Consider the following 18,414-nt stretch of genomic DNA (forward strand, 5'->3'; position numbering starts at 1 on the left):
ATGAATAAGACGATCGTCGCGGCAAGCGTGGTGGGACTGGCGGTGCTGGTGCTGTATCCGGTGCTGATTCCTAATCCTTACTATATCCATCTATTCGAAACGATTCTGATCTACGCCATACTATTATTTGGCCTCGACATCGTGGTCGGCTACACCGGCCAGGTGTCGCTGGGCCACGCCGGCCTGTTCGGCATCGGCGCCTATGTCACCGGCGTGGTGGTGTTCAAGCTTGGCGCGCCGTTCTGGATCGCGATCCCGGCCAGCGTGATCGGCGCGGCAGTGTTCGGCGCCATTCTCGCGCTGCCGGCGCTGCGCGTCACGGGGCCCTACCTGGCGATGGTCACGCTGGCCTTCGGCACCATCATCCAGATCCTGATCAACGAAATGACCTTCCTCACCGAAGGCCCGATGGGCATCAAGATCGCCAAGCCGATGCTGTTCGGCGCCAAGCTGGATGAAGTGCAGTACTACTACATGGTGGCGGCGCTGATGGTGATCTCGCTGATCGTGGTCCACCGCATCCTCAAATCCAACCTGGGCCGCGCCTTCGAAGCGCTGCGCGACAGCCCGATCGCCTCCGACTGCATGGGCGTTTCGGTCTACCGCTACAAGGTCTATGCCTTCATCATCAGCGCCGGCTTCGCCGGCCTGGCCGGCAGCCTGTACGCGTATTCGGAGGAGTACATCAACCCCAGCACCTACACCTTCGAGCTGACTATATTGTTCCTGCTGGCGGTCATCATGGGCGGCCGCAAGACCCGCTCCGGCGCGCTGATCGGCGCGCTGATCGTGGTCATGCTGCCCAGCCTGCTGGCCGACATTGACCTGTTCCGCAAGATTGCCGTGGTGGCCGCCGTGCTGGGCGTGATCGGCGCCGCACTGGCCATCGTCCGCCAGCGCGCCACTGCGCGCAGCGTCGCCGTGCCGTTGGTCGCCGTCATCGGCATGGCGGCGTTCTCCTTCAAGCTGGAAAATATCGTCGACTGGCGCCTGACCATCTTCGGTCTGATGACACTGTTCGTCGTCTACTACCTGCAGGACGGTATCGTCGGCTTCCTGCAAGGACTGCTGGGCAGGGCGCGTGTGCATGCGCAGCCGCTGGCATCAGGCGCCGGCGCCGAACCGTTCCCGCGCGCGCAAGGCGGCAAGGACGGCGACACGCTGCTGTCCGTCGACCAGATCCTGATGCAGTTCGGCGGCCTCAAAGCGCTTAACCAGGTCAACCTGAATGTCGCCCAGGGTGCGGTGCACGGCCTGATCGGCCCCAACGGTTCCGGGAAGAGCACCATGATGAACGTGCTGACCGGGATCTACAAACCCACCGCCGGCAAGGTTGCCTTTGCCGGCGCCGTTATTTCCGGCCGCACGCCGTCCGAGATCGCGCTGGGCGGCGTCGCCCGCACCTTCCAGAACGTCCAGCTATTCGGCGAAATGACCGCCACCGAAAACGTCCTGGTCGGCCTGCACAACACCTTCCACTCGAACGTGCTGGACGTGATGCTGCAAACCCCGCGCTATAGGCGCGAAGAGCAGGGCGCGCGCCAGCGGGCCGCCAGCATCCTCGAATTCGTCGGCCTGTCCGACCTGGCAGGCGAAGAGGCGCGCAACCTGCCGTACGGCAAACAGCGGCTGCTGGAAATCGGCCGCGCGCTTGGCCTTAGCCCGCGCCTGCTGCTGCTGGACGAACCGGCCGCCGGCCTGACCGCGCCCGACATCAAGGAACTGATGGCCATCATTCGCAAGATCCGCGACCACGGCATCACCATCATCCTGATTGAGCACCACATGGACGTGGTGATGGCCTTGTCCGACACCGTCACGGTGCTGGACTTCGGCCAGAAAATCGCCGAAGGCAAACCGGCCGCCGTGCAAAGCGATCCGAAAGTGATCGAAGCCTACCTGGGCGGCAGCAGCGAAGAACACGGCGGCGCTGGCGCCACGGCGCACTGACAAGGACACCACATGCTCTCGATCACCAACCTGCACGCCGCTTACGGCAAAGTCGACGTCCTGCACGGCATCTCGCTGGAGGTGCCGAAAGGGAAACTGGTCACCCTGATCGGCTCCAACGGCGCCGGCAAGACCACCACAATGCGCGCCATCTCCGGCATGCTCAAGCCGAAGAGCGGTAAAGTCACGCTGGCCGGCAAGGACATCACCGGCAGCGACTCGCACCAGATCGCCCGCGCCGGGCTGGCGCATTCGCCGGAAGGGCGGCGCGTGTTCGCCTCCATGAGCGTTACCGACAACCTGCTGCTGGGCGCCTTCCCGCGCTTCACCCGCGCGCGGCCCAAAGGCGACATCCAGCGCGACCTGGAAAAAGCGCTGGAACTGTTCCCGCGCCTGAAGGAACGCCAGCACCAGCTCGCCGGCACGCTATCCGGCGGCGAACAGCAAATGCTGGCCATGGCGCGCGCGGTCATGCTCAATCCCGACGTGGTGCTGCTGGACGAACCGTCGATGGGCCTGGCGCCGATCCTGGTGGAGGAGGTGTTCCGCATCATCCAGCGCCTGAAAGCGGAAGGCGTCACCATGCTGCTGGTGGAACAATTCGCCGCCGCCGCGCTCAACGTCGCCGACTATGGCTATGTGCTGGAGAATGGCCATATCTCCGTCCACGGGCCGGCCGAGAGCCTCAAAACAGATCCCAAGGTCATCGCCGCCTACCTTGGTGGCGGCCACTGACCACGGAATCAGACGGTCTTGAGGAATTTGAGCAGGTGCTCGAAGTAATAGGCCTGCGCATCCCACATGCACAGATGGCTGCCTTCCTCGCAAATCACCGAGGTGGCGCGCGGCATCATGGTGGCCATCTTCTTCATGTCCTGCGGATCCATTTCGTCGTACTTGGCGCCGATGGTCAGCGTGCGCACCTTGATTTCATGCAGGCGATCCCAGCGCTCCCAATCCTTCAGGTTGCCGGTGACGAGGAACTCGCTTTTACCCTGCATCTGGTTGTAGATCTTCTGATTGGCATGGCGGAACACCCGTTCCACCGCATCCGGCCACGGCGTGGTGCGGCAGATAACTTTGGGATACAGGTGCTCCATCATGATCTGCTCGTATTCGGGCGCATCGTAGGCTTGCGCCGCTTCCAGCGCCTGCAGCTTGACCTGGATCTCCGGCGGCAGCTGCCGCTTGATGACCTCCAGATGCTGCAACAGCGACTGGATGCCGGCGGTCATATTCGAGATGACCAGTCCGCGCAGATGACGCTGGTGATGCAGCGCGTACTCGATTGCCAGCACGCCGCCCCACGAGTGGCCGTACAGCACGAAGTTGTCCAGCCCCAGTCCAATCCGCACTTCCTCGACTTCTTCCAGATAGCGCGGCAGCGTCCACAGCGCCGGATCGTCCGGCTGATCGGAATTGCCACAGCCAAGCTGGTCGTAGTAATACATCTCGATCCCAGCCTGCGGCAGGAACGACTCCATCGCCTCCAGGTATTCGTGCGTAAAGCCCGGGCCGCCATGCAGCAGCAAGACCTTGACCGGGCCGCTGCCGATTTTCTTGGTCCACACTTTGTACTTGCCGCCGACCACCGGCACCATCTTGACGCCAGCGGTGCGGACGCCCGGCGGATTCAGACCGTCTGGCTTGCTGACGGTGATCTGGTCGCTCGGCGCGCTGCTACGGGTGGCGGCAGCGACGGCTGTAGAAGCGGCGCCGGCCGCCACGGTGGCGGCGCTAGTGGTAAGAAAATGACGACGATCCATTGCGACTCCTATCTTAACTTTACAGTGTAAAAACCGCAGAATACATGATCGAGCTTACACTGTAAAGTCGCTCACCTGGCAGCGATAGTTGAATCGCCATCCAACCTCCCGGAAACCGGCGCGACGGATATTGTTCAGCGAGTGCCGGGTTTCGCCTGCGGGCGGCGCTTCCGTCTCGATGCCGGCGACGGTGCAGCCGGCCGCCTTGGCCGCCGCCAGACGCGCGGCGAGCAGCATTTGCTGGCATCCCTGCTGGCGCGCCTCGGGCAAGGTGGCGCCCATGCCCAGCCACGCATGCGGGCCGTCGATAAACAGCGCGGCCGACGCCACTGGCACGCCGTTGGCGTCGCAAGCGAAATACACCTGCCAGCCTGGGCGGCCCACCACGGCGCCCATCCACGGCGCCAGCGCCGGCGCCATGCCGAAGCTGCGGCAGACGATATCGCCGCTCAACAGCGTCTCGTCGGCGTGGGCTTGGCGCACCTTCAGCCCTAAATGCGGTCGCGGCGCCGGCAGCGGGCCGTCCAGGTCGCACAGCAGCTTGACCCAGGCCGCTTGCTCGTCTGGCTGCCAGCCGCGCGCCGCGTAACCGGCTTGCAGCGCGGCGTCGGCCGGCAAGTCCCAGGCATGCAGCCAGAACTCGCCGATGCCTCCGTCGGCAAACGTCTGCCTGATCCAGGCCAGCGTCTGGTCCGTCAGGGCGCTGCCGCCGGCCAGACCGACCACCCGGTTCATGGCCGGGGTAGGCATGGCTGGCACGCGCATCAGCGTCGCGGCGGTACCGGGCACCTGAACGGCCAGGCACGCGAAGTCCGCTGGCGCCGCAGCAAACAGCGCCAGGCGTGCGTTCACTTCAATCAAGTCGGACAACTCCAGGTCGGCCGGTTCGGGGATATGTTGAGGCACTGCTAACGCGTCCTTTCTAATGCGATAATGTGATTCATAAGGTCATACACTACACTGCAAAAAACAATCAATGACAGCTGAAAAGAAGAGCGCCAAAGCCAAGGCCGAACCATTGGACCGCAATCGCATCGCCCAGGTCGCCCTGACGCTGATTGACGAGCAGGGCATCGATCAGCTCAGCATGCGCAAGCTGGGCGGCATGCTGGGTGTCGAGGCCATGGCGCTGTACCATCATTTCCGCAATAAGGCCGAGCTGCTGGACGGCATCCTGGACATCATCCTGGCCAACGTCGCCTCGCGCCTGACGCCCGACGGCACGCCGCTGGAACGCGTGCGCCGTACTTTCGACGCGCTGCGCACCATCGCCATCGAGCATCCGCATGCCTTCCTGAGCATGGTCTCGCGGCGCTTCCGTACGCAGCAGGCGCTGGAATTTTACGAGCAACTGCTGCTGCTGTTCCACCAGGCCGGACTGAGCCCGGAGCAAAGCGGCCGCTATTATCGGCTGATGGCGAACTTTACCGTCGGCGCCGGCGTTGCCGAGGTCGGCAGCCGCGCCAAGCAGCCGGACGCCACCCCCATCATCCTGGAAAACTTCTATTCGCCAGAGGAGTTCCCCCGCATCACCGAGGTCATGCCGTTCCTGCGGGTGTCCGAGATCGACCAGATATATTGCGCCGGCATGGACATCTTGTTCACCGCCCTGAACGGGGAATTGACGCAAGCTGTAAAGCGTGATGCGGTGTCATAAATGGATGAGGCTGTCAACATGCAATGAGCAGCCTTAGTTGTTTTTACGACAAAATAATTATTGTTGAAAAGTTTTCAATCTGACTTGCAATTCAGTATAGAATTGGTTGCACAAATGATATGCAAAAGAGTCATTTGTATTTCAATTTCGTACACACATAGGACAGAGTGATGACTAAACAGATTCGCTTTAAACAATCGCTGCGCACCCTGGCTGGCGCTACCTTGATGACGCTGGCGGTGGGCGCTGCCCACGCTGGCACAGTGACCGAGAGCGGCGACGCCGGTCAACTGCTCGGCTCTGCCCAGACCTTTTCCACGGGCGTGATTTCCACCATCAGCGGTTCGCTGCTGACCACCTCGGCCACCGATTACGCCGATCTGTTCCGCGTCTACCTGTACGCCGGCACCACCTTCAGCGCCACCACCACGGCGTCGGCCTTTAACACCAACAACTTCGACACCGCGCTGTTCCTGTTCGACAGCGCTGGCCACGGTGTAGTTGCCAATGACGACGATCCGAACGTGGGCCCGACCTCTACCATTACCATCACCAAAAACGTCATCTCCACCGGCTATTACTACCTGGGTATCGCCGGCGCCGGCTATACCCCGGTCAGTTCCACCGGCCCGATCTTTGGCAGCCTGATCGGCAAGGACCAGGTCCTGCCGATCAACGGCGGCACCCTGACCGGCTGGCAGAGCGAGAGCCAGGAGGGCGATGCCTATGAGATCAAGCTGCAAGGCGCTTACGCCAATGCCGCGCCGGTGCCGGAACCGGCCACCATCAGCATGCTGATGGCCGGCCTGGGCCTGGTGGGCGTGGCGGCACGTCGTCGCCGCCGTTCGCAAGTCTGAATTCGTTCAACATACGATTGTGAAGATGAGATCCATGAAAACCGCACACATCACTCCATTACTGGCGCTGCTGCTGGCTGGCGCTACCGGCCTGGTCCAGGCCCAACACGCTAAACTCGACGCCGGCCTGTCCGACCTGCTGGACAAGCAGAAAACCCCGGCCGCCGCCCGTCAGACCGTCACCAACGGCCTGCAAGCCAACTACGACGGCCTGACCGACCGTAGCGGCCGCGTGCTGGTCGATATCTACCTGGATGGCCAGAATTCGCTCGACAGCGTAGTTGCCAGCCTGAAAGCGGCCGGCGCCAACGTCACCGGCGTGAATAAGGCATTCCGCCATGGCGCCGTGTCGGCCTATGTGCCGACCAATCAGATCGAAGGCCTGGCCGCCATCAGCGGCCTGCGCGTGATGAAACTGTCGCTGCGCCCGCAACGCAATATCGGCGTGACCACCTCGCAGGGCGCCAAGGTGCTGCATTCGGACGTAGCCAACGCCGCCGGCATCACCGGCGCCGGCATTACTGTTGGCGTGCTGTCGGACTCGTATGATGGTTCGCCGGCCAGCTTCACCAGCATCCGTGCCGCCACCGACATCGCCAGCGGCGACCTGCGCACGCCGAAATTCGTGATCGACCTGGTCGACGCCGGCAATACCGACGAAGGCCGCGCCATGATGCAGATCGTGCAGGACGTGGCCCCGGCCGCCGACCTGTGCTTTGCCACCGCCTTCGACGGCGAGGCCGCGTTTGCCGACAACATCCGCACGCTGCGCACCCACGCCAGCTGTCGCGCCGACGTCATCGTCGACGACGTGTTCTACTTTGACGAGCCGTTCTTCTCGGATGGCCAGGTGGCGCAGGCGGTCAACGATGTGGTCACCAGCACCACGCTGCCGGGCAAGCAGGTCAGCTACTTCTCGTCGGCCGGCAACCAGGGCGCGGCCGGTGGTGGCGGCGCCATCGACGTGCCGAACGCCACTTTCTCGACCGCGCCGGCCAACCTCGGCAACATCAAGCTGGCATCGGCCGCTACCTGCACCAGCTCGCCATCGTCCGGCTCGACCAAGGCCAACGTCGGCGGCGGCTGGCTGGACTTCGGCGGCGGCAACTATGTCCAGCGCATCAACTACACGTCGGCCGGCTCGCGCCTGGTCCTGCAGTGGGATGATCCGTTCTACGCCGGCGCCGTCAGCACCGACCTGAATCTGTACCTCTTTGATGATGCCGGCAACTGCGTATTCACCTTCGCCAGCAACAACATCGCTACCGACAACGGTATGGAGTACATCAGCCTGTCCGGCGGCGGCAGCCTGAACTCGTTGCGCGTCATGATCGGCCGCACCAGCGCCGGCGCCCAAAGCGCCACCCGCGTGCGCCTGGTCAACTTCGACGGCTTTGACGGGGGCCCGTTCGCGGTCAACACCAGCCCGACCACCTTCGGTCATAGCGCCGCCGCCAACGCCAACAGCGTGGCGGCCTACCGCTACACCTATCCGGCGACGCAGGTATCGCCATACAAGCCAGTGCTGGAACCGTTCAGCAGCCCAGGCCCGGTGGTGATCGCGCTGGACGCTGATGGCAACCGCCTGGCCGTGGCGGAAACCCGCAAAAAGCCCGATCTGGCCGCACCGGACGGCGGCGACACCACCTTCTTCTATCCTGGCCAGGATTTCGAAGGCAATGGCCGACCTAACTTCTTCGGCACCAGCGCTGCTGCACCGCACGCTGCCGGTGTTGCGGCGCTGCTGCTGCAAAAGGCCGGTGGTCCTGGCAAGCTGCCGCCAAAACAGCTGAAGAGCCTGTTGCAGACCTCTGCGCCAGCCCGCGTGCCGCCTTATTCGGTCGCCGGCACGGCGGCGTCCAAGCTATGGAGCGTGTATGACGGCTTTGGCCTGATCGACGCCACGGCCACGCTGAGCAAGCTGCCTTAATCGTCGTTAGCCCAGAGAATCCGGCGCCCCTAGGCGCCGGATTTTTTTTATACTGTCGGTTCGACGAAATGGGAGACCGTATGAAGACGCTGAAGATGGCCGGACGGGAGGTGCCGGCGCTGGGGCAGGGCACATGGAATATGGGCGAGCAGGCCGCACGCCGGCAGGACGAAGTACGCGCGCTGCAACTGGGCCTCGACCTGGGCATGACCCTGATCGACACCGCCGAAATGTACGGCGAGGGCGGCGCCGAGGAAGTGGTGGGCGAAGCCATCGCCGGCCGCCGCGACCAGGCCTTCATCGTCAGCAAAGTTTATCCGCACAACGCCAGCTTCGAGGGCGTGCAGGAAGCCTGCGAACGCAGCTTGCGCCGCCTGAAGGTCGACGCCATCGACCTGTACCTGCTGCACTGGCAGGGCCACCACCCGCTGGCCGAAACCTTCGACGGCTTCGAGGCGCTCAGGCAGGCCGGTAAAATCAAGGCCTACGGCGTCAGCAACTTCGACCTGGAGAACCTGGAGGAATCGCTAGCCTACGGCGCTCCCGCCACCAACCAGGTGCTGTACAACCTGATGAAGCGCGGCATCGAGTTCGACCTGCTGCCGTGGGCACGCGAACGCCAGCTGCCCATCATGGCCTACTCGCCGCTGGAAACACATGGCCGCGAACAGGCCGCGTTGCTGGCCAACCCCGGCCTCAAGGCGGTGGCCGACGCCCATGGCGTCACGCCGGCGCAGATCGCGCTGGCCTGGGTGCTGCATCAGGATGGCGTGATCGCTATCCCCAAGGCCGTCGATCCTGTACACTTGCGCGCCAACCGCGCCGCGGCCGAGATCGAGCTTTCCGCCGGCGATCTGGCCGCATTGGACCAGGCATTTCCGCCGCCGCGCCGTCGCCGCGCGCTGGATATGCGTTAAAAGATAACTAATTATGCTCAATCGACTGAAGCAGCTGTTCTCTCCGAAGGACATCAGCAACCACATCCTGCTCAATGCCTACTGCACCGTCGGCGACCTGCCCAAGCCGGCGTTCCCGCATGTGCTGAACGGCCGCCGTGACATCAGCGACGCCGAACTGGCGCCGCACCTGAACGGTTTTATGCACTATCTGGCCGAACAAAACGGCGGCGGAATGACGCGCACCCGCTATCACGTGATCCGCCACCTGCAACGCGTGCAGCATCATCTGAGCTTTGCCGTCGATCCGGCCGATATGGCGGCGTTCCACGCGTGGGCGGAAAGCGCCAACGCGCTGTTGTTCATGCAGGACGGCACGGTGCGCGATCCGCAAGGTCGCATGCTGCTGGCCGCTTCTGGCGAGGATGCCGAAGCCGGTGTCGGCGCGGTGACGCCCGCCGTGATGCCCTATCCGCCGCAAGCCTGGCAGCGCAAGGCGCGCTCCGACGCGCAACTGGCCGCGCTGAAAATCGACGTGCCGGCCGACCTGCCGCCGCTGGTGTCCGAGCCGGAGCTGCGCCTGCGCGCGCCGGAAGACATCCTGCGCCGCATGCTGGCCCTGTTCGTGGTCGCCATCCGCGCCGAATCGCTGACCAGCAAGACGCCGATCACGGTGGCCGATTTGCAGCAACGCTTCCCGCCGGCCTTCGCCGCGCTGACCGACGCCGAACGCGCCTTCCTGGCGCAAGACACGCCCAGCGAACAGGAAATCACCCAATTCCTGTGGCGTTACGAAGCGATCCTGGTGCTGCAATGGGCACTCGGTTTGCAAGAGGCGCTGCCGTTCGCCGATGCCATTTGCGATGTGGCGTCGATATCCAGCACCGTCATCGACCGTGGCACGGAAGGCTTGCGCAAGCAGCCGGTGGCGCGCGCGCCGGGCGAGATCCTCGATGCGCTCGACCTGCATTACCGCCTGCACTGGGCCAGCCGCCAGGCCATTCTGAAGAAAACGCCGGCGCCGGCCGGCATCAACGATGGCGTGTTGCAGGAGCGTCACCACGCCCTGAACTGGCTGGTGCGTTTTGAAGACCGCGAGTGGGACGACGTCGATACCCCGACCTGAGCAACGTTCGCTAGCGTACAGAACAGTTTGTCGGTCCAGGTGTAAGCTGATTCCTATCGAAGCAATGACTAGGAGTTCAAAATGAACCACAAACTGATTACCGCTGCCGTGCTGGCAGCCTTTATTGGCGTCACTGGCGCGGCTTCGGCGCAAGACCGCCACCGTGACGACGACCGTCGTGGCGGCCCGGATTTCAGCCGATCCGACGAGCGCCGTAACGATCGCGCCGATTACCAACAGAATGATCGTCATGACGACCGCCGTGCCGATAATCACGACAACCGCCGTGACGACCGCGGCGCCGGTCCGCGTCATGATCTGCGCAAGGGCGGCCGTCTGCCACCTGAATATCGCAACCGCCAGTACGTGGTCGATGACTGGCGCGGTCACCGTCTGAGCGCGCCACCGCGTGGCTATCATTGGGTTCAGACCGGCGGCGATTATGTGCTGGTGGCGATCACCACCGGCATCATCGCTAGTCTGCTGCTGTCGAACTAACCGGCTCTGCTAATATGCTGGACAGTCCAACTGTCCAGCATATTTTTTATGAGCCTGCCCAAGCTACACCGCTTTCCCTGGCGATGCATGTCCGCCGTCTTGGCTGCCTTGGCGGTGGTTAGTGCCGCCCAGGGCGCCGTCGAGCGCATCGAGGTGCTGGAACGCACGCCGTTCGCGCCGGGCGTCGCCTTCGGCGACTATGGCGGCTATGAAAAGATACGCGGCATCGCGTACTACGCGCTTGATCCCAGGGCGGCGGCCAACGCATCCATCGTTGATTTGAAGCGCGCGCCGCGCGACAAGCAAGGCCGCGTGCTGTTCTCCAGCGAGTTCGTGCTGCTGCGGCCTGCGGGCGCGCAGCCCACCACCTTGCTTTATGATGTGAACAATCGCGGTAACATCGCCATCCTCGGGCAAGTAAACGGCCGCAGTCCTGCGCAAAACGATCCAGCCACCGCAGCTGACGCCGGCGACGGCTTCCTGATGCGGCACGGCTTTTCGCTGCTGTTCTCCGCGTGGACGTGGGACGTGGCGCCATCCTCGCCAGCCGCCGCCGGCACTCCTGCGCCGCGGCCGCTGGTGTTTGCGCCGCCCGTCGCGAAAGGCGTCAAGGGCAGGGTGCAGAACGAATTTACTGTCAACGCACCAACCGATGCTGTCACCTACGCTGGCATGCGCGGTCTGACCTACGAACCAGCAACGCCCAACGATCCACATGCACAGCTGACCGCGCGCGCGCGTCCGGGTGACAAGCGCCGTCTCATCGCCCGCAGCGCCTGGCGTTTTATGGCGCCTGAACTGAAGGGCGGTCCTGGCCGCATGCAGCTCGATGGCGGCTTTCAGCCCGACACCATCTATGAACTAACCTATGTGGCGAAAGACCCGTACGTCACCGGCGCCGGTCTGGCCGGCATCCGCGATTTGCTGTCGTGGTTCCGCGATCACCCGTTTGAAAACGCCGCCGTACCGCGCAACGTCCTGATGTTTGGCATCAGCCAGTCCGGCCGCGTCATCGGCCGCATGCTGCATGATGGCCTGAACGTCGATGAGGGCGGCAAGCTGGTATTCAGCGGCGCGTATCTGCAAGTGCCCGGTGCAGGCGGTTCGGCGGGTTTCAACAGCCGCTTCGCACAACCGACGCGTCATCCGTCGATGATGGAGGAGCACGACTATCCCGCCGACGCGTTCCCGTTCACCAGTGCGCCGTTGCGTGACCCAGTCACCGGCGTCACAGCATCGACGCTCGACAAGGCGCGCGACAAACAGGGCAGGCTGCCCAAGCTTATCTACGCCAACACCTCGACCGAATTCTGGAACCGTGGCGCCTCGCTGATCGCCACCACGCCGGATGGCGAGCGCGATGTGGCGCCGGCCGACAATGTGCGGATCTATGGCTTCATGGGCGCGCAGCATTACGTCGGCCGCTCCACCAAACGTGCGCCGTTCACCGCCTGCGTCTCGACCAGTGACCACTACTTGCCGATGCGCGCGCTGATCGTCGCACTCGACGAGTGGACCGTCACCGGCAAACAGCCGCCCGCCAGCGCCTACCCGCAGCTGGCCGATGGCACGCTGACCACCGTTGCAGATTACCGCGCCATTTTCCCCAAGGGCTTCGGCCTGACGCCGCCGGAGCAGAACCTGCGCGAACCGCGCCTGGGCTTCGGCCGTCGCTTCTCCACGCAAGGCATCGCCGACACCGTCCCGCCCAGGCACGGCGACGACTACGAAACCCGTGTGCCAGCGCCGGACGCCGACGGCAACGACAGAGGCGGCGTACGGCTGGTCGAGCTGCAGGCGCCGCTGGGCACCCACACCGGCTGGAACCTGCGCGCTGTGGATACCGGCTTCGCCTGGGCCACCTCGCGCTTCGACGGCAGCTTTGTGCCGTTCGCCCGCACCGAGGCGGAGCGTATGGCGGCCGGCGATCCACGGCCTAGCCTGGAGGCGCGCTACCCAACGCGTGACGATTATGCGGCCGCCGTCCGCGCCGCCGCTGAACGTCAGGTCGGCGCCGGCCTGCTGCTGGCCGAAGATGTCGCGCGCACCATGCAGGAAAACCTTGGCCTGTACGACCGTATCCTGGCCCGCGACAGCGCCGATCAAAGCTGCAACTACCTCTACGCCAAATGAGCAAGACACTCCTGATTAAAAACGCCCGGGTGCTGGTTACCATGGACCACGCGCGGCGCGAGATCGCCGACGGCGCGGTCTACATCCGCGACAACGTCATCGAACAGGTGGGCGCGAGCGGCGACCTGCCGCAAACAGCCGATGAAGTCATCGACGCCAGCGGACATGTGGTCATGCCCGGCCTGGTCAACACCCACCACCATATGTACCAGAGCCTGACGCGCGCCATCCCGGCCGCCCAGAATGGTGAGCTGTTCAACTGGCTGACCAACCTCTATCCGCTGTGGGCGGGCCTGACGGCGGAAATGATCCACGTCTCGACGCTGACGGCGATGGCGGAACTGATCCTGTCCGGCTGCACCACCAGCAGCGACCACCTCTACATTTATCCCAACGACTGCAAGCTCGATGACAGCATCGAGGCCGCGCACAAGATCGGCATGCGCTTCCACGCCGCACGCGGCGCCATGAGCGTCGGCCAGTCGAAAGGCGGCCTGCCGCCGGACCGCGTGGTGGAAGAGGAGGACGCCATCCTCAAAGACACGCAGCGCCTGATCGAGACGTACCACGATAGCAGCCGCCACGCGATGCAGCGCGTGGTCGTCGCGCCATGCTCGCCGTTTTCGGTATCGCAGGAGCTGATGAAGGAATCGGCCCGCATGGCGCGCAGCTTCGGCGTGTCGTTGCACACGCACCTGGCGGAGAACGTCAACGATATCGCCTACAGCCGTGAAAAATTCAATATGACGCCAGCCGAATATGCTGAAGACTGCGGCTGGGTAGGGCCTGACGTCTGGCACGCCCACTGCGTGCGGCTGGACGACGACGGCATCCACTTGTTTGCCCGCACCGGCACCGGCGTGGCGCACTGCCCATGCTCGAACATGCGTCTGGCCTCCGGCATCGCACCGATCCGCAAGATGCTGGACCGTGGGGTGCCGGTGGGCCTGGGTGTTGACGGCAGCGCCTCCAACGACGCCGGCCACATGATGGGCGAAGTGCGCCAGGCGATGCTGCTGCAGCGGGTGGGATTCGGTCCGGACGCGATGACCGCGCGTCAGGCGCTGGAAGTGGCGACGCTGGGCGGCGCCAAGGTGCTAAACCGCGACGACATTGGCGCCATCAGGCCGGGCATGTCGGCGGACATCGTCATGTTCCGGCTGGACGGCATCGGCATGGCCGGCGCGCTGCACGATCCGGTGGCGGCGCTGGTGTTCTGCACGCCGCCCAATGTCGCCTGCAGCATCATCAACGGCAAGGTCGTAGTGCGCGATGGGAAGCTGTGCACGATCGACCTGCCGGTGATCATTGAGCGCCACAACGCGCTGGCGCTGCAGTTAGTTTAGCGCCTTCTGTTCCTGCACCAGGATGAAGGGGCTGACCACGCTGGCCCACAGCTGCGCGTCGGCTTCCAGCCATGCGGCAGCCTGCTGGTCGTTGACCTTGGCCAGTAGGCCGGAGTGCATCCACTGGCTGATGTTGGCCTTGTCGTCGTGCGAGATGCGCACGGCGACATCGACCAGGTCCAGCGAATTGGCCACCCACACCACGTTCCCCTGGGCGAAATGCTTCAGCAGCTCGCTCCACGGCAGGCGTGCTGTTTCGCGGTTAACTTTGGCGCGGAGTTCGGTGTCTTTGTCTGGATTGGTTTGCATATTAAATAATTTCTATCTTCGGTACTGGGCTACCTTGCCATGTTAACCGATAGACCGCGCCTTTGCGAACATTGCCCACCAGGGCAGGGCGGAAGCAGGCCAGGTTGACGCCGCCGTTGCGCCGCACGCTTGGGTAGAGGATGCCGAGCGAACCGCCATCCAGCAGCCGTTCGGCCAGCGTTTGTGAGGCGACGTAGCTGTCCGCAGCCAGGCAGTCGTCGTAGCGTGGCTGGTTGCGCAGGTCGTGGAAGGTGGCGGTGAAATCGGCCAGCATGCATTGATACTGCACGCTGTCGTCGAAGCGGTTGATTTCCGCATACTCCACCGCTTTATGGAAGCTGACTTCCGCCAGCGCCGTCTTGGCGTCAAACGCGCAATACCAGGCGCCGCGCCGGCCGTCGTTGAAGCGGCTGCCCTGCGGATGCGCATAGGTAAACGCGGCGTTGACGATGCGGAAGTTGGGCACGCCGAACACCAGTTCATCGACATTGATGCCGGCCGCGCCGCCGTTCTGCGTGCGCAGCCGGGCGTTGGTGGCGTTATCCAGGTCGAACAGGTCGCGCAGGTGGGCGTCGCTGTCGGCCAACGGCGCCAGCACGGAATCCTCCACGTCCGCAAAGCGGGAGGGCAGCAAACGGCAGGTGTCGAACTGGCGCAGCGCGGTTAAAGGCGGAACAAGGCTGACCGGCACTTACAGTCCTCCGCGGCGGGCGTCCAGCAATTGGCGCACGGTTTGCATGGCCAGCAGGCCGCCGCCCAGCATATAGGCCAGCGGCGTGCGGCCCTCGAAAATCTGGTTGTTGTTGGGCAGGCTGATCCATTCATCGGCGAGCTTGTCGCCGTAGATGATGTGCAGCGCCTTGTAAATGCCCAGCAGGTAGGAAATGCGAGTGATGCAATCGACTTCCAGCGTACGTTCCGGGTTTTTCTTCCAGTCGTAGTAAGCGCTGTTGGACAGGCCGCCCAGTAGTTGCCGTGCATCTTCGTCGCGCACCTTCCAGGTGGCGACCAGCTTGAAAAAGCCCTTCAGGGCCGATTGCGACAGCCGTTCGCGCTCGGCCTTGGCGTTGAGATCCACCAGGACGGTCGGCTCGAAGCGGCTGCGAGGGTAGGCATAGTTCAGCATAAATCCTCCGGTAATGGATTCTTTATACTCCGTTTTTGGATAAAATACAATCCGTTTTCAATTATGCCGCCTCGGCGTGCTCCACCAGCAGTTGCACTTTCGTCACGCCGTTGTACTCGTTGGCGTCCAGCCGGAACGCGACTTTGGCGCGGTCGCCCAGCGCGTCGGTGTGGCCGAACCAGATGGCGTCGTAGCGGGCGCCGTTTTTCTCCAGCAGTAGCTTGAGGTGGCGCTCTTTCAGAATGCGCTGGCTGACTACGCGGAAATCGTCGCAGAATACCGGCGGCGCAAAGCCTTGACCCCACACCTGGCCGGCCATCAGTTCGATGAAATTGGTGGTGTAATAGGCGTCTTCCAGCGGGCCGTCGGTTTCGACGACGCGTTCCAGCTGCTGCTTGCTGAGCCATGCGCGGCCGACTTCCTCGAAGGCCTTGGCGAAGGCGTCGAAAGCGTCGGCGCGCAGCGTCAGGCCGGCCGCCATCGCGTGACCGCCGAATTTGTCGATCAGCGACGGCGCCTTTTTATACACCAGGTCCAGCGCGTCGCGCAGGTGGAAGCCGGGAATCGAGCGGCCCGACCCTTTGATCCAGCCATCCGCGCCGGGGGCGAAGGTAATGGTCGGGCGATAAAACTTCTCCTTCAGGCGCGAGGCGACGATGCCGATCACGCCCTGGTGCCAGGAGTCGTCGAACACGCAGATGGTGCTGCTCTCGGCCGGCTCGAAGGCGTCCAGGTGCAGCAGCGCCGCGTCCTGCATGTCGGCTTCGATCTCGCGCCGTTTCAAATTGATTTCGTTAAGCTGCTGCGCCAGCTGCCATGCGCGGTCTTCATCGTCGGTGACCAGGCATTCGATCCCCAGCGACATATCTTCCAGCCGGCCGGCCGCGTTCAGGCGCGGGCCGAGCGCGAAGCCCAGATCGAACGGATTGGCGTTGCGTGGCTCGCGGCCGGCCACGCGGAACAGCGCCGCCACGCCGGCGTGCATGCGGCCGGCGCGCATGCGCTTCAGGCCTTGCGCCACCAGGATGCGGTTGTTGGCATCCAGCTTGACCACGTCCGCCACAGTGCCCAGTGCCACCAGGTCGAGCATGTTGTCCAGCTTGGGCTGCGTCTGGGCGTCGAACACGCCGCGCTTGCGCAACTCGGCGCGCAAGGCCAGCAGCACATAGAACATCACGCCGACACCGGCGATATGCTTGCTCGGGAAGCCGCACTCCGGCTGGTTGGGATTGACGATCACGCGCGCGGCGGGCAGGGTATCGGCCGGCAAGTGGTGATCGGTGACTATCACTTCGATGCCGCGCCGGTTGGCTTCCGCCACGCCGTCGATGCTGGCGATGCCGTTGTCGACGGTGATGATGATGTCCGGCTGCTTTTCGCGCGCCGTCAGCTCGACGATTTCCGGCGTCAGGCCGTAACCGTACTCGAAGCGGTTCGGCACGATGAAGTCGATATCGGCACCCATCGCGCGCAGCCCGCGCAGCGCCACGGCGCAGGCGGTGGCGCCGTCGCAGTCGTAATCGGCCACGATCACCATGCGCTTGCGCGCGCCGATGGAGTCGGCCAGGAACACGGCGGCGGCGTCGATGTGCAGCAGGCCGGATGGCGGAATCATGGCTGCCAGTTCGCTGGACAGTTCTTTCGGATCGGTCAGGCCGCGCGCGGCGTACAGGCGCGCCAGCACTGGGTGGATGCCGTTCTGGCGCAGCATTTCGGATTCGCGGAACGGGATGTTGCGGGTGGCGATACGGGTCATGATTGCTTCAACAAAGGATTCAGGGTCGGCTGGCGCCAGAATTTGCGTTGCGCCAGTTTGCTGCTGGTGACGCTGCTGGTGCCGAAGCGGTGGCTCAGCACCAGCTTGACGCTGCCGATGCGGCCATCCTTCAGCGCGGCCAGCAGCGGCGCAAACCAATCCTGCTCGAAGCGCAGCATGCGCGCCAGCCAGTCGGACCAGTCGCCCACTTGCGCTGGGGCGATCAGGTCGGCCAGCAGCGCCGCGCCCGGCTGGTCGATCAGTTGCTGCGCGGTCGGCTGGCGCCGCTCCGGCGCTGCCAATGCCGCCATCCATGCGGTGTCGGCGCTGATGGCCACTTGGCCGCTAGTCGCTGCCGGACCGGCGCCGCCCCACAGCCAGCAGGAATTCACCGGTTGCAGGCCGCGCGCCTGGCGCGCTTCGTTGATCGGATGTTCATGCCACAGCATCTGGATTTCGTTTTGCAGCTTGCGGAAGGCGCGCGCGTGGTCGCCCTCCGGCAGCCAGTCGCCCATGCTCTGGGTGGTGGCGGCGTCTGGCGAGGCGGTGCTCAGGCTGGCCCATTCGTCGGCGCGCACAAACCACAGACCTGGAGCGCCGTGCAGCAGCGGCTTGCCGATATCGTCGAAATACGGCCGCGCCACCTCGTACAGCGCACGCGAATCGGCCTCGCTCAGTTGCAGGCCGCGCAGGTCGGTCAGTAAAAAATGGGTGCGCGAGATCTGCACATACGCCGGTTGCAGCATGAACCAATGGCCTTGCTCGGCTTCCGCCGCCAGCCCGCAGCCGCGCATGCAGGCGGTGGCTAGCGGGGCGTTGTCGCCAAGGCCCAGCGCATGACTGAGCCACGCTTCGTGCGGCAGCACGCGGCTGTTGTGGTCGAACTCACTATATTGCAGTGTGCTGTGACGGCCCAGCAGGGAGGCCAGCGATGGTGTCTTCAGCGCGCGCAACAGATCATTGGCCAGTTCAGGCGGGGGCAGGGCAAAGGGCAAGGCCAGGATAATTTCAGTCATCCCGAGATTGTAGGGCATTGGGGCTTTTGATGAATTAATTCTTTAAAG

At 64.0% G+C, this 18,414-nt stretch carries 17 protein-coding genes; 10 read left to right on the forward strand and 7 right to left on the reverse strand.

Features of this window, described 5'->3' with window-relative positions; all coding sequences use genetic code 11:
• Positions 1 to 1,950 carry an ABC transporter permease subunit gene (locus HH213_RS24395; protein ID WP_169113966.1) on the forward strand — a complete coding sequence of 650 codons (1,950 nt, stop codon included), beginning with the start codon at positions 1 to 3 and terminating at the stop codon, positions 1,948 to 1,950.
• Positions 1,951 to 1,962: 12 nt separating this feature from the next.
• Positions 1,963 to 2,685 (forward strand): ABC transporter ATP-binding protein, encoded by a 723-nt coding sequence (locus tag HH213_RS24400; protein ID WP_110847668.1) that lies wholly within the window; start codon positions 1,963 to 1,965, stop codon positions 2,683 to 2,685.
• Positions 2,686 to 2,693: 8 nt separating this feature from the next.
• On the opposite strand, the gene HH213_RS24405 is transcribed toward HH213_RS24400, so the two are convergent.
• Together HH213_RS24405 and HH213_RS24410 are read right to left on the reverse strand one after the other, a co-directional pair.
• Positions 2,694 to 3,716 (reverse strand): proline iminopeptidase-family hydrolase, encoded by a 1,023-nt coding sequence (locus tag HH213_RS24405; RefSeq protein WP_169113967.1) that lies wholly within the window; start codon positions 3,714 to 3,716, stop codon positions 2,694 to 2,696.
• A gap of 54 nt (positions 3,717 to 3,770) precedes the next feature.
• On the reverse strand, positions 3,771 to 4,622 hold the full coding sequence (locus tag HH213_RS24410) for a hypothetical protein (RefSeq protein ID WP_169113968.1): 852 nt from the start codon (positions 4,620 to 4,622) through the stop codon (positions 3,771 to 3,773).
• A 70-nt stretch (positions 4,623 to 4,692) separates the two neighbouring features.
• Here HH213_RS24410 and HH213_RS24415 point away from each other — a divergent pair, with 70 nt between their 5' ends.
• The 8 genes from HH213_RS24415 (at position 4,693) to HH213_RS24450 (ending at position 14,159) form a co-directional block, all read left to right on the forward strand.
• Positions 4,693 to 5,373 (forward strand): TetR/AcrR family transcriptional regulator, encoded by a 681-nt coding sequence (locus tag HH213_RS24415; RefSeq protein ID WP_110847671.1) that lies wholly within the window; start codon positions 4,693 to 4,695, stop codon positions 5,371 to 5,373.
• Between the two features lie 170 nt (positions 5,374 to 5,543).
• Positions 5,544 to 6,230, forward strand: coding sequence for a PEP-CTERM sorting domain-containing protein (locus HH213_RS24420; protein WP_110847672.1), 687 nt, complete (start codon positions 5,544 to 5,546; stop codon positions 6,228 to 6,230).
• 34 nt (positions 6,231 to 6,264) lie between these two features.
• Positions 6,265 to 8,160, forward strand: coding sequence for a S8 family serine peptidase (locus tag HH213_RS24425; RefSeq protein WP_169113969.1), 1,896 nt, complete (start codon positions 6,265 to 6,267; stop codon positions 8,158 to 8,160).
• A gap of 80 nt (positions 8,161 to 8,240) precedes the next feature.
• On the forward strand, positions 8,241 to 9,077 hold the full coding sequence (locus HH213_RS24430) for an aldo/keto reductase (RefSeq protein WP_169113970.1): 837 nt from the start codon (positions 8,241 to 8,243) through the stop codon (positions 9,075 to 9,077).
• Between the two features lie 13 nt (positions 9,078 to 9,090).
• Positions 9,091 to 10,182 (forward strand): DUF4272 domain-containing protein, encoded by a 1,092-nt coding sequence (locus tag HH213_RS24435; protein ID WP_169113971.1) that lies wholly within the window; start codon positions 9,091 to 9,093, stop codon positions 10,180 to 10,182.
• An 81-nt stretch (positions 10,183 to 10,263) separates the two neighbouring features.
• A complete protein-coding gene (locus tag HH213_RS24440) occupies positions 10,264 to 10,680 on the forward strand; it encodes an RcnB family protein (protein ID WP_110847676.1) in 417 nt (138 codons plus the stop codon).
• A gap of 87 nt (positions 10,681 to 10,767) precedes the next feature.
• On the forward strand, positions 10,768 to 12,813 hold the full coding sequence (locus HH213_RS24445) for an alpha/beta hydrolase domain-containing protein (RefSeq protein ID WP_169113972.1): 2,046 nt from the start codon (positions 10,768 to 10,770) through the stop codon (positions 12,811 to 12,813).
• On the forward strand, positions 12,810 to 14,159 hold the full coding sequence (locus tag HH213_RS24450) for an 8-oxoguanine deaminase (protein ID WP_169113973.1): 1,350 nt from the start codon (positions 12,810 to 12,812) through the stop codon (positions 14,157 to 14,159). The genes HH213_RS24445 and HH213_RS24450 overlap by 4 nt, the downstream gene beginning before the upstream one ends.
• On the opposite strand, the gene HH213_RS24455 is transcribed toward HH213_RS24450, so the two are convergent.
• The 5 genes from HH213_RS24455 to HH213_RS24475 form a co-directional block, all read right to left on the reverse strand.
• Positions 14,151 to 14,468: a DUF2288 domain-containing protein gene (locus HH213_RS24455; protein WP_110847679.1), complete on the reverse strand. Its 318-nt coding sequence runs from the start codon at positions 14,466 to 14,468 to the stop codon at positions 14,151 to 14,153. The two genes, HH213_RS24450 and HH213_RS24455, sit on opposite strands and share 9 nt — an antisense overlap.
• Position 14,469: 1 nt before the next feature.
• A complete protein-coding gene (locus tag HH213_RS24460; RefSeq protein ID WP_169113974.1) occupies positions 14,470 to 15,159 on the reverse strand; it encodes an RES family NAD+ phosphorylase in 690 nt (229 codons plus the stop codon).
• The gene (locus tag HH213_RS24465; protein WP_161050739.1) at positions 15,160 to 15,594 is read right to left on the reverse strand and encodes an antitoxin Xre/MbcA/ParS toxin-binding domain-containing protein; all 435 of its coding nucleotides are present in this window, start codon (positions 15,592 to 15,594) and stop codon (positions 15,160 to 15,162) included.
• 61 nt (positions 15,595 to 15,655) lie between these two features.
• Positions 15,656 to 17,350, reverse strand: a complete 1,695-nt coding sequence (recJ, locus tag HH213_RS24470; protein ID WP_169113975.1) for a single-stranded-DNA-specific exonuclease RecJ — start codon at positions 17,348 to 17,350, stop codon at positions 15,656 to 15,658.
• Positions 17,347 to 18,366 carry a hypothetical protein gene (locus HH213_RS24475; protein ID WP_229263139.1) on the reverse strand — a complete coding sequence of 340 codons (1,020 nt, stop codon included), beginning with the start codon at positions 18,364 to 18,366 and terminating at the stop codon, positions 17,347 to 17,349. The genes recJ and HH213_RS24475 overlap by 4 nt, the downstream gene beginning before the upstream one ends.
• Positions 18,367 to 18,414: the final 48 nt, after the last annotated feature.

The sequence above is a fragment of the Duganella dendranthematis genome (assembly GCF_012849375.1).
Taxonomy (GTDB): Bacteria; Pseudomonadota; Gammaproteobacteria; order Burkholderiales; family Burkholderiaceae_D; genus Rugamonas; species Rugamonas dendranthematis.

What these genes read in the sequence shown, in the direction of transcription:
- HH213_RS24395 (WP_169113966.1), top strand. Translation starts at nt 1, where the DNA reads ATGAATAAGACGATCGTCGCGGCAAGCGTGGTGGGACTGGCGGTGCTG.
- HH213_RS24400 (WP_110847668.1), top strand. Translation starts at nt 1,963, where the DNA reads ATGCTCTCGATCACCAACCTGCACGCCGCTTACGGCAAAGTCGACGTC.
- HH213_RS24405 (WP_169113967.1), bottom strand. Translation starts at nt 3,716, where the DNA reads ATGGATCGTCGTCATTTTCTTACCACTAGCGCCGCCACCGTGGCGGCC.
- HH213_RS24415 (WP_110847671.1), top strand. Translation starts at nt 4,693, where the DNA reads ATGACAGCTGAAAAGAAGAGCGCCAAAGCCAAGGCCGAACCATTGGAC.
- HH213_RS24420 (WP_110847672.1), top strand. Translation starts at nt 5,544, where the DNA reads ATGACTAAACAGATTCGCTTTAAACAATCGCTGCGCACCCTGGCTGGC.
- HH213_RS24425 (WP_169113969.1), top strand. Translation starts at nt 6,265, where the DNA reads ATGAAAACCGCACACATCACTCCATTACTGGCGCTGCTGCTGGCTGGC.
- HH213_RS24430 (WP_169113970.1), top strand. Translation starts at nt 8,241, where the DNA reads ATGAAGACGCTGAAGATGGCCGGACGGGAGGTGCCGGCGCTGGGGCAG.
- HH213_RS24435 (WP_169113971.1), top strand. Translation starts at nt 9,091, where the DNA reads ATGCTCAATCGACTGAAGCAGCTGTTCTCTCCGAAGGACATCAGCAAC.
- HH213_RS24440 (WP_110847676.1), top strand. Translation starts at nt 10,264, where the DNA reads ATGAACCACAAACTGATTACCGCTGCCGTGCTGGCAGCCTTTATTGGC.
- HH213_RS24445 (WP_169113972.1), top strand. Translation starts at nt 10,768, where the DNA reads ATGTCCGCCGTCTTGGCTGCCTTGGCGGTGGTTAGTGCCGCCCAGGGC.
- HH213_RS24450 (WP_169113973.1), top strand. Translation starts at nt 12,810, where the DNA reads ATGAGCAAGACACTCCTGATTAAAAACGCCCGGGTGCTGGTTACCATG.
- HH213_RS24455 (WP_110847679.1), bottom strand. Translation starts at nt 14,468, where the DNA reads ATGCAAACCAATCCAGACAAAGACACCGAACTCCGCGCCAAAGTTAAC.
- HH213_RS24465 (WP_161050739.1), bottom strand. Translation starts at nt 15,594, where the DNA reads ATGCTGAACTATGCCTACCCTCGCAGCCGCTTCGAGCCGACCGTCCTG.
- recJ (WP_169113975.1), bottom strand. Translation starts at nt 17,350, where the DNA reads ATGACCCGTATCGCCACCCGCAACATCCCGTTCCGCGAATCCGAAATG.
- HH213_RS24475 (WP_229263139.1), bottom strand. Translation starts at nt 18,366, where the DNA reads ATGACTGAAATTATCCTGGCCTTGCCCTTTGCCCTGCCCCCGCCTGAA.